This is a genomic window from Sorangium sp. So ce131, from assembly GCF_051519095.1.
In the GTDB taxonomy this organism is placed as follows: Bacteria; Myxococcota_A; Polyangia; order Polyangiales; family Polyangiaceae; genus Sorangium.
In genome coordinates this window covers 3,679,884-3,693,945 of the sequence record NZ_CP150455.1, presented here as the reverse complement: position 1 = coordinate 3,693,945, position 14,062 = coordinate 3,679,884, and the positions used below count along the sequence as shown (strand labels likewise).

Below are 14,062 nucleotides of genomic sequence, written 5' to 3'. Positions count from 1 at the left end.
TCAGGCCGCCCCGCGGGCGGGCCGCGCGGCGCGCAACGGACGGGCGCACGGCGAGGCGCGGCGCGCAACGGGGCCTTTCGCGCGGGCGCCGCCGTGTGATACGGCCCGCTCGTGATCCGTAAGGTCCTCATCGCCAACCGCGGCGAGATCGCCGTCCGCATCCTCAGGTCCCTGCATGAGGCCGGCATCCAGGGCGTCGCCGTGTACAGCGATGTCGACCGCGGCAGCCTCCATGTCCGCCTCGCGGACGAGTCGTACCCCATCGGCCCCGCGCCTGCGGCCGAGAGCTACCTCCGCATCGACCGCATCCTCGACGTCGCCCGGCGCTCCGGGGCGGACGCCATCCACCCCGGTTACGGGTTCCTGTCGGAGAACCGCGAGTTCGCGGAAGCGTGCGAGCGGGCTGGCATCACCTTCATCGGCCCGCCCTCGAGCGCGATGGCGGCGATGGGCTCGAAGCCGGCGGCGCGCGCCAAGATGGCGGCGGCCGGCGTCCCCATCGTCCCCGGCGGCGAGCCCGCGAGCGTCGCGGAGGCGCAGGAGCTCGCGGCGCGGCTCGGCTACCCGGTGATGCTCAAGGCGGCGTTCGGGGGCGGCGGCAAGGGCATGCGGCTCGTGCACCGCCCGGAGGACCTGCCGGCGGCGTACGAGCGGGCGCAGAGCGAGGCCGCGCGGGCGTTCGGCAACGCCACGGTCTACCTGGAGAAGGCGATCCTCCGGCCGCGCCACGTGGAGATCCAGGTGCTCGGCGACCGCGAGGGCAACCTCGTGCACCTCTTCGAGCGCGACTGCTCGATCCAGCGGCGCCACCAGAAGGTGGTCGAGGAGTCGCCCTGCCCCGTCGCCACCCCCGAGCTCGTGGAGCGCATGGGCGAGGTCGCGGTGCGCGGCGCGCTCGCGGTCGGCTACCACTCGGCGGGCACGTTCGAGTTCCTCCTGGCGGAGGACGGCGCCTTCTACTTCCTCGAGATGAACACGCGCCTCCAGGTGGAGCACCCCATCACCGAGTGGACGACCGGCGTCGATCTGGTCGCCGAGATGGTGAAGATCGCCGCCGGCGAGCCGCTCTCGCTGCAGCAGCACGCCGTCTCGCGGCGCGGCGCGTCGATCGAGTGCCGCATCTACGCGGAGGATCCGAGCTCCGGCTTCCTGCCGAGCCCCGGCACCCTCGCGACGCTCCGCCCCCCGGCCGGCCCGTGGGTGCGGGACGACAGCGGCTTCTACGAGGGCGCCGTGGTCCCCAGCCACTACGACCCGCTGATCTCGAAGCTCTCCGTCTGGGCGCCGGATCGGCGCGCCGCCATCGCGCGCATGCGCCGCGCCCTCGCCGAGTACGCCATCACGGGCATCAGGACGAACCTCTCCTTCCACGAGAACCTCCTGGCCCACCCCGACTTCCAGGCCGGCCGCTACGACACGGGCTTCATCGCCGAGCACACCGCGGAGCTCTGCGGCCCCACCGCGGTCCCCGCCGAGGAAGAGGCCACGCTCGCCGCCGCCCTCGCCGTCGCGGCCGCCCGGGCGGAGCGGCGCCCCGCGCGCAGCGGCGCCCCCGAGCCGGGCGCTCCCCGGCTCTCGCCCTGGGTGATCCAGCACCGCACCTTCAGGTAAGGTCCTACCGCAGCCGTCGGCACATGGCGCGCAGCCACGCGGCGGCGACACCCGAGAAAGACCCCAAGAGACAACACGCGCATCCCGGGCGGCCCCGTCAACGTGCGCGATGCGGGATGCGCGACACGCGACGCGAGCTACGCAGCGCGTCGGTTCAAAGTCTCCTGTCGCGCTCGACCCGCTCGATGCTATCTTGCACCCGAACTCTCGGCTGGGGTGGAGGTGTGATGGGACGCGAGGCGAAGGGCCAGAAGGACCCTCTTGAGGCCGTCGCAAAGCCCCCTCCGCTCGCGGCTCACGCCAAGGAGCCTCCGCCCGAGACAGGCTGGCCGGCCGCGCAGCGCGCGGACGAGCCGGCGCGCGACGCGGACGACGCGGCCGTGACGCTCGCCCCGGCGACGCAGTGGTTCGACGCGCTCGATCGCGAGACGGCGCCCGCGGGGGGCGCGGGGTCGCGCCGGCTCTGGTCGATCCCGCTGCTCGTCGCCGCGCTCGTGCTGGCCGCGGCCGCGCGCGGCCCGGTGGTCCGCGCCGTCGTCCCGCTCGCCCTCGCGGCGGCGGCGGCGGCGCTGCTCGCGAGGGGGCGGCGGCAGCTGCTGCCGCCCGCGCAGGCGAGCCGGCGCGGGCTGAGCCTCGACGGCGATCGGCTGCTCCTGCGCGGCAAGGGCGACGGGGCGCCGCACGTGCTGCTCGCCGCGCGCGAGCGGTTCGGGGTGACGCTGCTCGCGACCCCGCGCCGCGATCGCGTCGTCGCCCTGCTCAGCTCCACCGCCGGGATCGCCTCGATCGGCGCCGCCTTCGACGGGCCGTCGCGCCGCACGTTCGCCGCGCTGCTCGACCGCGCGTCGGTCGTGAGCTCGGACGAGGTCGGGCTAGAGGCGATCGGCCCGGACGGCGAGCCGATCGCGCTCAGCCCTGCGGCGCTCGCCTCGCTGCTCGACGAGCTCACGCGGCGCGCGCCGGGGTGCCTCGATCGCTTCCTCGTGACGGACGCGCGCGGCGCGACGCTCGGCCTGGACGGCCGGGAGCTCCGCGCCGGCGGCCGCGTCTTCGATCTGGCCGCGCCGCTCGAGTGGCGCGCGTTCGTGTTCCAGGAGGAGCTGGGGCAGACGATCACGGCGGTGTACCAGGGCACGTGGGTGCGCCAGGGCGCGAGCGAGGTCGTCCTCGTGTGCTTGCTCCCCGCGCTCGCGCCGGCGCTCGACGGGATGGACGGCCCGCTCGATCGCGGCGCCCTCCGCGACCTCCGGCTGATGCAGGGCACGCCGGAGGACCCGCCGCCCGCCGAACAGCGCGTCGCCGTCGATCGCCTGCTGATGGTCCCGATCCGTTCCGCGCTGGACAAGGCGCCGCGGCCCGCCGCGCACGTGTACCGCGCGCGCGCCTGAGGCCGGCGAGGCGCGGGGGGCGCGTCGCGCTTCGCTTGACGCCCGTGTTCGGGCGCGGGTACACCCCGGCTCGGCGCTCGGGCGATTCACGTCGCTGCGTCCCACACGACATCCGGAGGCGATCCATGGCCGTCGATATCCAGAAGCTGTTCAACGAGGAGATCCCCAGCACCCTCGCGAAGCACCCTGACGTGGCGAAGCAGATCGGCGGGAAGTTCCAGATCAACGTGACCGGCGAGGGAGGCGGCGAATGGTTCCTCGACGCGTCCGACTCCGGGCCCAAGGTCGAGCAGGGCAACCCCGGCAACGCGGATGTCACGATCACGCTGGCCGCCGAGGACTTCCAGAAGCTGCACGAGAACCCGCAGGCCAACAGCATGCAGCTCTACTTCCAGGGCAAGCTGAAGGTCGCCGGCAACCAGATGCTCGCCATGAAGCTCCCGAAGCTGTTCCAGCTCCAGGGCGCCTGATCCCGACGCGCGGCGGGCCCCCACCGCGCCCGCCCGCGACACCCCACGCGGCGCGCGTCCGGCTGGCCGCAGCCCGGCGCGCCTCCCGCCCCGACGGCTCGACGCCCACGCGCTCGCCGAGCGCCTCCTGCGCCGCTCCCTCCGTCTTTCGCTCTCGCGCGGGCGCCGCGCGGCGGTCAAGGACATCGCCATGCGCCCGCTCCTAGGCACGCGCGTCCTCGATCTGTCGCGGCTCCTGCCCGGCCCCTTCGCGTCCCTCGTGCTCGCCGATCTCGGCGCGACGGTGGATAAGATCGAGGACGTCGCGGGCGGCGACCCCCTGCGTCACGTCCCCCCGCAGATCGCCGGCGAGTCCGCCGCGTTCCAGCTCCTCCACCGCGGCAAGCGGAGCGCCGCGCTCGACCTGAAGAGGCCCGAGGGGCGCGACGCCTTCCGCCGGCTCGCCGCCACGTACGACGTGCTCCTGGATCAGTTCCGCCCGGGGGTGCTCGATCGGCTCGGTCTCGGCCACGCGTCGCTGCGCGCGGACAACCCGCGGCTCATCGTGTGCGCGCTGACCGGCTACGGCCAGACCGGCGACCTGGCCGCGCGCGCGGGCCACGACCTCAACTACGTCGCGCGCGCGGGCCTCCTCGGCGCGCAGGGGCCCGCCGCGGGCCCGCCGCAGGTCCCGGGCTTCCAGGTCGCCGACGTGAGCGGCGGCCTGTGGTGCGCGATCGCGATCCTCGCGGCGCTGCGGGAGCGCGATCGCACCGGGCGCGGCGCGGTGCTCGACATCGCCATGACCGACGGCGCGCTCGGCTTCGCCCTCCCCTCCCTCGCCGCGGCGCTCGCGGCCGGCGAACCCACGCCCGGCGAGCCGCGCGGCGAGGAGCCGCCGCGCGGCGGCGAGGAGCCGCTCACCGGCGGGCTCGCGGCCTACAACACGTACCTCTCGCAGGACGGGCATGCGATGGCGCTCGCGGCGCTCGAGCCGAAGTTCTGGATCTCGTTCTGCGAGGGCGCCGGGATCGAGCCCGACCTGCGCGCGCTCGTCCCCGGGCCGCACCAGGTCGAGCTCAAGCAGCGGCTCGCCGCCGTCTTCCGGGGGCGGACACGCGCCGAGTGGGAGGCGATCGCCCGCGAGCGCGACTGCTGCCTCGAGCCCGTCCTCGATCCGCGCGCCGCCGCGTCCGATCCCCACCTCGCGTCGCGCGAGCTCCTGTTCGACATCCCCTCGCCGCGCGGCCGCGTCCCCCAGCTCCGGACGCCCGTCACGCCGCGGGGCGTCGCGTTCGCGCCGGCGCCCCGCGCCGGCGAGCACACGCGCGCCGTGCTCCGCGACGCGGGCTTCTCGGACGACGACGTCGACGCGCTGCTCCGCGCCGGCGCGGCGCGCGAGGCGCGCTGATCCGCGCCGGCGCGGCGCGCTGATCCGCGCCGGCCGGCGCGGATCAGATCTTCTTCAGCTCGTCCACGAACTCCCAGTCGGCGATGAGGTGCTTCTTGAGCAGCAGCGACAGGAGCGCGGCGAACATCGCCTCCCAGCGCACGTTGTTGCCGAGGATCTCGCTCGCGTCGGCGCCGTGGGAGACGGCGCGCAGCGCGGAGACGAGATCGCGCGCGGTGAGGCCCCCGTCGTCCGCCGCGGCCGCCGGGGGCGGCTCGGACTGGGCGACGGCGCGGGTCGACGGGGTCGGGGCCGACGGCTGACGCTGCTGCGCCTGCTGGGCCTTGGACCCGCGCGCGGGCAGCGTGATCGTCGTGCCGTCGAGCAGCGTGAGCGAGACCATGCGCCGGCGGCCGCGGCCCTGCGGCGCGGGGATGTTGCGCACCTCGCGCTCGCTCGGGGGCTCGTCCCGGTAGCCCGCGACGGGCTCCTCGGGGGCCGGCTCCGGGGCGGGCTCCGCGGCGGCCTCCGCGGCGGCGCGGCGCGCGGCGGCGGCGCGCCCGAGCACGGCGCCGAGCAGCGCCGCGGCCGGCGAGCTCGCCGTCGGGGTCGCGTCCGCGGGCGGGGCGGCCTCGCCGGGAGACGACGGCAGCGGCGGCGGCGCGGCGCTGGGGCGCAGCGTCTTCCGGCGCTCCGACTGCGCGGCCGCGAGCAGCTCCGGCGACGGCGCGACCTTCAGCGTCGGCCGCGCGCGCTCGTCCGGGCGGCCCCGGATGACCCGCTCCTCCGGGCGGCTGCGCACCTCCCGCTCGACGGGCGGCGGCGCCGGCCGCGGCGCCTCCCACCCCTCGATCTCGTCGTGCACGCTCGCCCTCTCGGCGTCGTCCACCTCGGAGGCCTCGATCGCCGGCACCGTGTCCTCGGCGGGGCGCGCCCCGGATCGGGCCGCGGGCCGCGTCAGCAGCAGCGGCTCCGGCGTCGACGTGACCTCCTCCGCGTGCCTGGCGGTGTCCGGGGCCCCGGTGAGCTCGGAGGACGGCGGCGGCGGATCGAGCGGCCGCCCTCGCGACGCCGGCTCGCTCGGCTGCGCGCGCGGCGCGGGCGCCGGCGGCGGCGCCGAGCGCGCGCGCGCCCCGTAGTAGACGCGGATCGCGTTCCGGATGTCGCTCGGCGGCGCGATCATCGCGCGCACGGGCAGGCCGGAGTACGCCATGCACTCCTTCATCCCGTCCTCGTTCGTCGGATCGTCCATCGCCACGTAGAGCGTTTCGCCCTGGTTTCGGACGTGGCGCACGTAGATCGGGACGAGGCAGTACCGCTCGGCCACGTCGTGGGGCACGAGGTTGAGCAGCTGCCGCGAGAACTCGATGTGCAGCAGCGAGACCCACGGCACCGCGAGCTGGTGCGACAGGATCTGCGTCAGCTGCGTCTCATTGATGAGGCCCTGCTCGACCAGGAGCGTGCCCAGCCGCCGGCCGTCCGTGCGCTGCAGCTCCAGGGTCCTCTCGAGGGCCTCTTGGGTGATCATCCGCGCGTCGACCAGGAGCTGACCGAGACGTAGGCGAGGCGTAACCATCGCGCCCGAGGTTACCCCAAGTGGGATCCAGGACCTAACAGACGGCTGGACGAGCCTCTTCGCCCCCTTCCCGGCGGCGCTCCGGGGGGGAAGGAAGACCTCGCCTCCAATCGCGATCCCGAACGTGGTAAGGTCCCGCGCGTGTCCACAGTGGTCTGCCCGCAATGCGCGAATCCGTGCGAGCAGGCGCACAAATTTTGCCCGGTGTGCGGCTTCCCCATCTCGGAGTTCAACCGGACCTCCGACGATCCGCTGATCGGGACGACGCTCCCGGGCAACTACGTCATCCTCGAGCTCGTCGGGGTGGGCGGGATGGGCCGCGTGTACAGGGCCGAGCAGAAGGCCCTGGGGCGCACCGTCGCGGTCAAGATCATCCATCCCCACCTGCTCGGGGACGAGAGCGCGTCCGTCCGGTTCATCACCGAGGCGCGCGCCGCGAGCCGCCTGAACCACCCGAACTCCGTCGGCGTCATCGACTTCGGCAAGAACGGCGGGCAGCTCTACCTCGTCATGGAGTTCCTGCGCGGGCGCGACCTCGCCCGCGTCGTCTACGAGGACGGCCCGCTGCCCTTCCGCCGCATCGCCGACATCCTCTGCCAGGTGCTCGCCGCGCTCGCCGAGGCGCACCACCTCGGCATCATCCACCGCGATCTCAAGCCGGAGAACATCGTGCTCGAGCCGATGCGCTCGGGCGGCGACTTCGTGAAGGTCGTCGACTTCGGCCTCGCCAAGATGAAGGCGGAGGTCACGACGAACATCACGAGCCCGGGCATCGTCTGCGGGACGCCCGACTACATGGCCCCGGAGCAGGGCCGCGGGGATCCGATCGACGCGCGAAGCGACCTCTACGCGTGCGGCGTCATCCTGTTCCAGCTGCTCACGGGCCGGCTCCCCTTCGAGGCGGAGTCGCCCACGCAGGTCGTGCTGATGCACCTCTCCCTGCCGCCGCCCGATCCGGCGCTGATCGCGCCCGAGCGCGAGATCCCCGAGCCGCTCGTCGAGGTCACCCTGAAGGCGCTCGAGAAGGACGCCGCGCGGCGCTTCCAGTCCGCGGACGAGTTCGCGTCCGCGCTGCGCTCCGCCGTCGGGACGTTCGACACGCCGTCGGGCCGCTTCTCGTTCGCCGAGGCGACGGTCATCTGCGGCTCGTGCCGCGCCATCCTGCCCCGCGGCCAGAAGTTCTGCGGCGAGTGCGGCGCCCGGGTCGCGCAGCCGCAGGCGCCCACGCCGTCCCCGCGGGCGGCGGCCGGCGCGGCGCGCGGCGACGGCGCGGGCGCGCGGCGCGAGCGCGCGTCCGCGGTCCCGCCGCTCCCGCTCCCGTTCGCCGCGCGCGAGGAGGACCTCGCGTGGCTCGACGCCTGCCTCGGCGACGTCCAGGGCTCGGTCGTCGCCGCGCGCATCGTCGGCGAGCACGGCGTCGGCAAGACCCGGCTGCTCCGCGAGTTCCTCGACGTCGCCGCGAGCCGCGGCGACGTCGTGATCCAGACCGGCCCGGATCCCTGGGGCGCCGAGGTCGGCTACTACGCGCTCCGCTGGGCGATCGCGGGGCTCGCCGAGCTCCCGCCCGACGGCGGCAACGCGTCGCACTGGACCGGCGCGACGCCGGAGGCGCGCCGCGGGCTGCTCGAGATCTTCGGCAAGGGCGACCGCGGCAGCGACGTGCGCCGGCACGTCTGGAGCAAGCCCTCGGCGGGCAGCCTGTCGCCCGACGACCGCCGCTTCATCGCCGCCGAGGCGCTGCGCTGGGCGCTCTCGCGCGCGCACCAGGCCGCCTTCCCGCAGCGCGTCCTGCTCGCGATCGACGATCTGCACGCCGTCGACGGCGCGAGCCGGAACGCCTTCGCCGACGTGATCGCGGAGCCGCCGCTCGCGGCGCTGCTCATCGTCGCCAGCCACACGCCGGGCTTCGAGCCGGACTGGGGCGGCGCCGTGCTCACGCTCGGCGGCCTGCCGAAGGACATCGCGCTCTCGCTGCTCCGGAGCACGATGAACGCGGACAGCCGCGGCTCGCGCAACAAGAGCCCCCCGTCGAACGGGGGCGCGCGGTTCACGCCGCGGCGCGACGCCGACGGCGGCGCCGAGCACGCCGCGCTGGGCCTGCCGCCCGGCGCCGCGGCCGCGAGCGTCCTCGCCGACGACGCCGCGACGGTGCCGCCGCTCTACATCGACCAGCTCGTGCGCTTCAACATGGAGGGGGGCAGCAACCCGCCCGCGCGCATGGCCGATCTCGTCGCCGCGCGGATCGAGCGGCTGCCGCAGGACGCGCGCCGCACGCTGCAGGCGCTCGCGGTCATCGGGGACGCGGCGGACCGGGCCACGCTGCAGCGGCTGCTCCCGGACATCCGCGCCTTCGACGACCTGCTCAACAAGCTCTTCATCGCCGGCATGATCGAGGAGCACGCGACCGGCATCCGCACGACGCACCCGCTGCTCCGCGACGTGACGCTCGCGACGATCCCGGCCGGCGTGCGGCGCGATCTGCACGCGAAGGCGACGTTCGACAGCGAGGGCGATCCGCTCGCCCTGCCGCTCGAGGTGCAGGCGATCCACGCCTACCACGCGCAGAACGCGTTCGTCGCGCTCATGCTGCTCGAGCAGGCGGCCGATCGCTCCGCCGCGCGCGGCGACAGCGCCGGCAGCGTGCTCGCGCTGCGCCGCGGCCTCGACCTCGCGCGGCGGGAGATCTTCCGCGGCGAGCTCGACGACCCCGTGCGCGCCGTCCTGATCTTCAGCCGCAAGCTCGGCGAGGCGCTGGCGCGCGCCGGCGATCTGACCGACGCCGACGGCGTGCTGCGCGAGGCGCTCGACCTCGCCGGCCCCGGGGGCCCCGATCGCGCGCTCGTGCTGGGCGCGCTGGCGTACGTGGCGCACCAGCGCGAGCGCACGAGCGAGGCCTCGATGTACCTGCGGGAGGCGCTCGACCTCGCCCGGCAGAGCGCCGACAGCGACGTCGTGCAGTCGCTCGACAAGATGCGGCGCGAGTGGACGTCGCGCTGAGCGAGAGACGGTGAGCGGCGAGGAGCGAGCGCAAGGGCCCCGACCTCCGGTGAACGCGCCGGCGACGCCGCCGCGCGCCCCGTTCATCGCGCGCTGGGACCTCGATAAGACCTACCTCCGGACGGACTTCGACACGCTGCGCGACCTCGTGCGGACCGCGATCGAGCGGCCCGATCAGAAGCGCACGGTGCCGGGCGCCGGATCGCTCCTGCGCGAGCTCGGCCGCGCCGGCGTCGAGACCCACATCCTGTCGGGCAGCCCGGAGCAGCTCCGCTCGCGCATCGAGCAGAAGCTCCGGCTCGACGGCGCGCGGTGGGCGTCGCTCACGCTGAAGCCGAACCTGCAGAACATCCTCCGGCTGCGCTTCCGCGCGCTGCGCGGCCAGCTCGGCTACAAGCTGCCCGCGCTGCTCCAGCGGCGCTGCGAGCTGCCGACCCAGCGCGACGCGAGCGGGGCGCTGATCCGCGAGGTGCTCCTCGGGGACGACGCCGAGGCCGACGCCTTCGTCTACTCGCTCTACGCCGACGTCTGCGAGGGGCGCGTCACCCCGCTCGCGCTCGGCGAGGTGATGCGGCTCGGGCACGCCTACGAGGACACGATCCTCGACGCGATCCGGTTCGCCAGCTACGTCGAGAAGGGCCCCGTCGTCGAGCGGATCCTGATCCACCTCGATCGGCAGTCGTCCCCCTCGGATTTCCGGATCTTCGGCGACCGGGTGGTCCCCTTCTACAACTACCTGCAGGCGGCGTTCGTGCTCCACGAGGACGACCGGATCAGCGCGCACGCCGTGCTCCGCGTCGCCCAGGACCTGGTCGTCGCGCACAACTTCGACAGCGCCGCGCTCGCGCGGAGCTACGTCGATCTCTCGCGCCGCGGGCACGTCTCCGGCAGGGGCATCCCCGCGCTCGAGGCCGCCTACGGCGATCTCGCGCAGCGCCGGGCCGCGGGCGCGAGCGATCTCGGCGCGATGATCGCCGAGCTCACGCGGCTCTCCGGCGATCTGCGCCCCGCCGCGAGCCGGCCGCACGCGGCCATCGACTACCGCGCCCTCGCCGCCGGCCACAACCGGCGCGCGAAACGCCGCTGACGGGCGCTACAGCCAGGCGTTGTTGAGGATCTCGCCCACGCCGCCGGCGCCGGGCACGATGTACTGGATGCTGTTCAGCCCGCGCTCCTCGTCCCAGTGCGTGCCCGGCACCGTCTTGAGGACGCGCGTCGGCGAGAGGCCGCGGTCGAGCCGGAGCGCGTAGATGATGACGTCCGGGTGGGCCTCGGTGACCCGGCGGATGTACTCGGGCGTGACGATGAGGTGCATGGCGATGCACTTGGCGGGCCTGCCCTCGAGCGCGGTCTTGTAGTACGAGAGCGCGCTCACCATGGAGGAGCCGGTGGCCCCCATCGGATCGGGGAAGAGCACGAGGCGGCCGTCGACGTCGCGCCCGATCTTGGCGTCGTGCCACGTCGCGCCGATGACCTCGCCCTGCTCGTTCGTCTGCCGGCTCATGAACAGGTGGTCCTGCCGGACCAGCGTCGGGTCGAGGATCTCGTTCAAGAGCTCGTAGACGACCTGCGAGGGCATCGTCCCGGCGCGCGCGATGCCCACGGTGACCGCCTTCGTCGCGCGCGACAGCGCGGTGCCCCGGTAGACGGCCTCCTGATGGGAGGTGATCATGCGCGTCGGGAGGTCCACCCGCGTGCGCCCCAGCTCGGCGGCGAAGACGGTGCGCGCGAGCATCTGGTAGAGGACGCCGATGAGGCGCCCGACATCGGGCTGGACCGTCTCCGGGGAGCAGGCCCTGGCCAGCAATGTCCATGCGAGCGGGTCATCGAGAAGGTGCACGCCCGCCCCGTAATGATGGGCGATTTCAGGGGCCCGGAATCGGCTCTCAGCGTACGCAACGTCGACCATCGTTTTTCTGTTACACTACCTGGCCCGGCGCGGGGTATTCCTCCGGGTGCGCGCCGGTGCTCTCCCCGGGAGCGAAGCGGTTTTCAAAGCGATGAGGGCGCCCGCCCCAGCGGTCGCCCGGTGGACTTGCAAAGGAAGGGACGTTCGGTGGACAGCGACCTTGCCGAGTCGGTTGCGGCGCTCAAGGATGCCTTTGCCCGAAGGGGCATCCCAGCGAGGTTCGGAAAGGCGGCTCCAGCGGTGGTGGAAGAGCTGCGCAGAACGCTGCGGGTGCCCGCCAGGTACCGCGCCTTCTTGCAGGCGGCAGACCCGCTCGACGTCGAGACGGTGACCCCGGTCGAGCGCGTGCGGCTCATCCCCTCGGACAAACTCGCGGCCGAGCAGCAGGCGAACGGCGGCGAGAGCTCCCTCCCAGGCTGGCGCAAAAGCTGGATCCTCATCGCGCGCAGCGCCCTGCTCGGAGATCCTTATTTTCTCGACATCTCGAAGCTCGACGCCGAGGGAGACTGTCCCGTGTTCACCTGTATGACGGGGACCGACTCCCTCAAGCCCGAGCTCTGCGCCTCGAGCTTCCAGCAGTTCCTCCGCATCCTCGCGACCTCGATGGAAGTCGCCTCCGGGTTCGGAGAGAGCGGCCTCGACGACGACGACGAGGCCATCTTCCGCGAGGCGCTCGCGCCGAAGATCAAGACGATCGACTCCGCGGCGCTCCGCGCGGGTCACTGGACGTGACGTAGCGTCCGCGGCGCGCCGCCTCCGTGGCGCGCCGTGGAGCTCGCGGATCGTGCCATGCCGAGGTGCCCGGCCTGCAACGCAGAGAACCCTGGCTCCGCCCGGTTCTGCGTGACCTGCGGATCCCCGCTGGCCGCGCCGGGCGCCGCCGACGTCGCGACGCGCTCGCCCTCCGCCGCGCCCGGCGGACCGACGGCGACCGTCCCTGGGCAGCCCCTGCCCGAGGCGCTGCTGCCCGAGGCGCTGCTGTCCGAGGACGACGCGCACCACGCCAGCCAGCCGCCCCCCGAGGTCGGGGGCGCTGACGCGCCGCGCAGAGCCCCGGCGCCGCAGGTGGTGCCGGCGCCGCTGGCGGGCTCGCTCCCGCGGCGCGTGCCCGGCGGTCACCTCCCCGCCGGGACGCTCGTCGATCAGAAGTACGTGATCGAGCGCGTCCTCGGTGAGGGCGGCATGGGCGTCGTCTACCTCGCGCGCGACGTCCACACGGGGCTGCACGTGGTCCTGAAGGCGGTGCGGCAGGAGCTCGGGCACCGGCCCGACGTGCGCGCGCGGACGCTCGCCGAGGGCCGGGCGCTCGCCCAGATCGATCACCCGAACGTGGTCCACCTGAAGGCGGTGGTCGCGGAGCGGGACGAGCTCTGGCTCGTCATGCAGTACATCGACGGGGAGAGCCTCGAGCAGAAGCTCTCCCGCTACGCCGAGGAGCGCCGGCCGATGCCGCTGCCGGAGGCGCTCTCGATCTTCCGCCAGATCGCCTCCGGCATCTCGGCCGCGCATCACGAGGGGGTGATCCACCGCGACCTCAAGCCCGCGAACGTCCTCATCCGCGCGAAGGACGGCGTCGCGAAGGTCACCGACTTCGGGATCGCGAAGGCCGAGGCGGACGCGCTCGCGGGCCGCGGGCTCACGAAGGGGATCATCGGCTCGCTCTATTACATGTCGCCGGAGCAGGTCCTCGGGCAGCGCGCGCTCGACAAGCGGGTGGACATCTACGCGCTCGGCGTCGTCCTCTACGAGATGCTGGTCGGCCGCGTGCCGTTCGACGCCGAGAGCGACGTCGAGATCATGCGGCTGCACGCCGAGGTGCCGCTCCCGAGCGTCAGCGCCGCGCGGCGCGACGTGCCCCCGGAGCTCGACGCCCTCCTCCAGAAGGCGTGCGCGAAGGACAGGGCCGACCGCTTCGCCAGCTGCGAGGAGATGCTCGCCGCGCTCGACACGATCGCCCGCCCCACGCGGCCCGTGCCGTCGTCGCCGCCGCTCGCCGGATCGAGCCGCCCGCCGCCCGCGGCCACGACGGTCGACGAGGCGCGCGACGCCGCGCTGTCGCCGGGCGCGGCCCTCGGGAACAAGCCCTCGAGGTCGCCGCGGGCGCGCCGCCCCTGGCTCGCGATCGGCGCCGGGGTCCTCGCGATCGCCGGCGGCGCCGCCGCGCTGCGCGCGCTCGGCGTGCTCGACGGGCAGCGCGACGGCCGCAGGCAGGGCGCCGCGCCGCAGCTGTCGCCGCCGGCGGCGAGCGCGAGCGGCGCCGCCGCGGACGCCGGCGCGAGCGAGCCGCCGTCGCCGCTCGCCGCCCTGGCCGGGCTGTGGGTCGGCAACGGGCGCGAGCTCGAGGCCGTGCTCGCCGGCGAGGCGCTCGAGTTCCGGGTGCGCCGCCCGGAGCAGTTCGCGCCGCAGGAGTACGAGGAGGGCGAAGCCCGCTTCTCGCTCCGCGAGATCCCCGGCGAGGCCGGGGTGTTCGCCGTGGAGGACCGGATCCGCTTCATCGCGCCCGAGGGGGGCAAATTCGATCCGGCGCGCTCGCGCGGCACCTGCCAGGACGTCCGCAGCGCCGTGGACGACCGCCCCCTGCGCGCGAGCTTCGACGGCGCCCGCCTGAGCGTCGAGTTCGCGAAGATCGAGCCGTCCGCGCGCAACTTCGTGATGGAGCGCAACCGGGTCGTCAGCTGCGTCGGCCTGAGCGCGCTGCCGGCCACGCGCGTCGTGAGCACGCTGACGCGGCCGTGAGCGCCG

The 14,062-nt window shown here is 74.4% G+C and carries 10 protein-coding genes; 8 read left to right on the top strand and 2 right to left on the bottom strand.

Annotated elements, in window-relative coordinates; all coding sequences use genetic code 11:
* The first annotated feature begins 111 nt into the window (after positions 1-111).
* The 4 genes from WMF43_RS13690 to WMF43_RS13675 all read left to right on the top strand — a co-directional run bounded on the left by WMF43_RS13690 (position 112) and on the right by WMF43_RS13675 (position 4,859).
* Complete coding sequence (locus WMF43_RS13690) at positions 112-1,611, top strand: acetyl-CoA carboxylase biotin carboxylase subunit (protein ID WP_437680474.1); 1,500 nt, start codon at positions 112-114, stop codon at positions 1,609-1,611.
* A gap of 227 nt (positions 1,612-1,838) precedes the next feature.
* Positions 1,839-2,999, top strand: a complete 1,161-nt coding sequence (locus WMF43_RS13685) for an IMP dehydrogenase (RefSeq protein WP_437680472.1) — start codon at positions 1,839-1,841, stop codon at positions 2,997-2,999.
* A 125-nt stretch (positions 3,000-3,124) separates the two neighbouring features.
* The gene (locus WMF43_RS13680; protein WP_437680471.1) at positions 3,125-3,469 is read left to right on the top strand and encodes an SCP2 sterol-binding domain-containing protein; all 345 of its coding nucleotides are present in this window, start codon (positions 3,125-3,127) and stop codon (positions 3,467-3,469) included.
* A gap of 190 nt (positions 3,470-3,659) precedes the next feature.
* Positions 3,660-4,859, top strand: a complete 1,200-nt coding sequence (locus WMF43_RS13675; protein WP_437680469.1) for a CaiB/BaiF CoA transferase family protein — start codon at positions 3,660-3,662, stop codon at positions 4,857-4,859.
* Between the two features lie 43 nt (positions 4,860-4,902).
* Here WMF43_RS13675 and WMF43_RS13670 read toward each other — a convergent pair whose 3' ends face one another.
* A complete protein-coding gene (locus WMF43_RS13670) occupies positions 4,903-6,366 on the bottom strand; it encodes a hypothetical protein (RefSeq protein WP_437680467.1) in 1,464 nt (487 codons plus the stop codon).
* Between the two features lie 189 nt (positions 6,367-6,555).
* Between WMF43_RS13670 and WMF43_RS13665 the strand changes: the two genes are divergently transcribed.
* Both WMF43_RS13665 and WMF43_RS13660 read left to right on the top strand, forming a co-directional pair.
* Positions 6,556-9,411, top strand: a complete 2,856-nt coding sequence (locus WMF43_RS13665; RefSeq protein WP_437680466.1) for a protein kinase domain-containing protein — start codon at positions 6,556-6,558, stop codon at positions 9,409-9,411.
* A 49-nt stretch (positions 9,412-9,460) separates the two neighbouring features.
* Positions 9,461-10,498 (top strand): hypothetical protein, encoded by a 1,038-nt coding sequence (locus tag WMF43_RS13660; protein ID WP_437680465.1) that lies wholly within the window; start codon positions 9,461-9,463, stop codon positions 10,496-10,498.
* Positions 10,499-10,504: 6 nt separating this feature from the next.
* Here WMF43_RS13660 and WMF43_RS13655 read toward each other — a convergent pair whose 3' ends face one another.
* A complete protein-coding gene (locus tag WMF43_RS13655; RefSeq protein WP_437680463.1) occupies positions 10,505-11,320 on the bottom strand; it encodes a uracil phosphoribosyltransferase in 816 nt (271 codons plus the stop codon).
* 240 nt (positions 11,321-11,560) lie between these two features.
* Here WMF43_RS13655 and WMF43_RS13650 point away from each other — a divergent pair, with 240 nt between their 5' ends.
* Both WMF43_RS13650 and WMF43_RS13645 read left to right on the top strand, forming a co-directional pair.
* The gene (locus tag WMF43_RS13650; protein WP_437680461.1) at positions 11,561-12,052 is read left to right on the top strand and encodes an SMI1/KNR4 family protein; all 492 of its coding nucleotides are present in this window, start codon (positions 11,561-11,563) and stop codon (positions 12,050-12,052) included.
* 57 nt (positions 12,053-12,109) lie between these two features.
* Positions 12,110-14,056 carry a serine/threonine-protein kinase gene (locus WMF43_RS13645; RefSeq protein WP_437680460.1) on the top strand — a complete coding sequence of 649 codons (1,947 nt, stop codon included), beginning with the start codon at positions 12,110-12,112 and terminating at the stop codon, positions 14,054-14,056.
* Positions 14,057-14,062 lie beyond the last annotated feature (6 nt).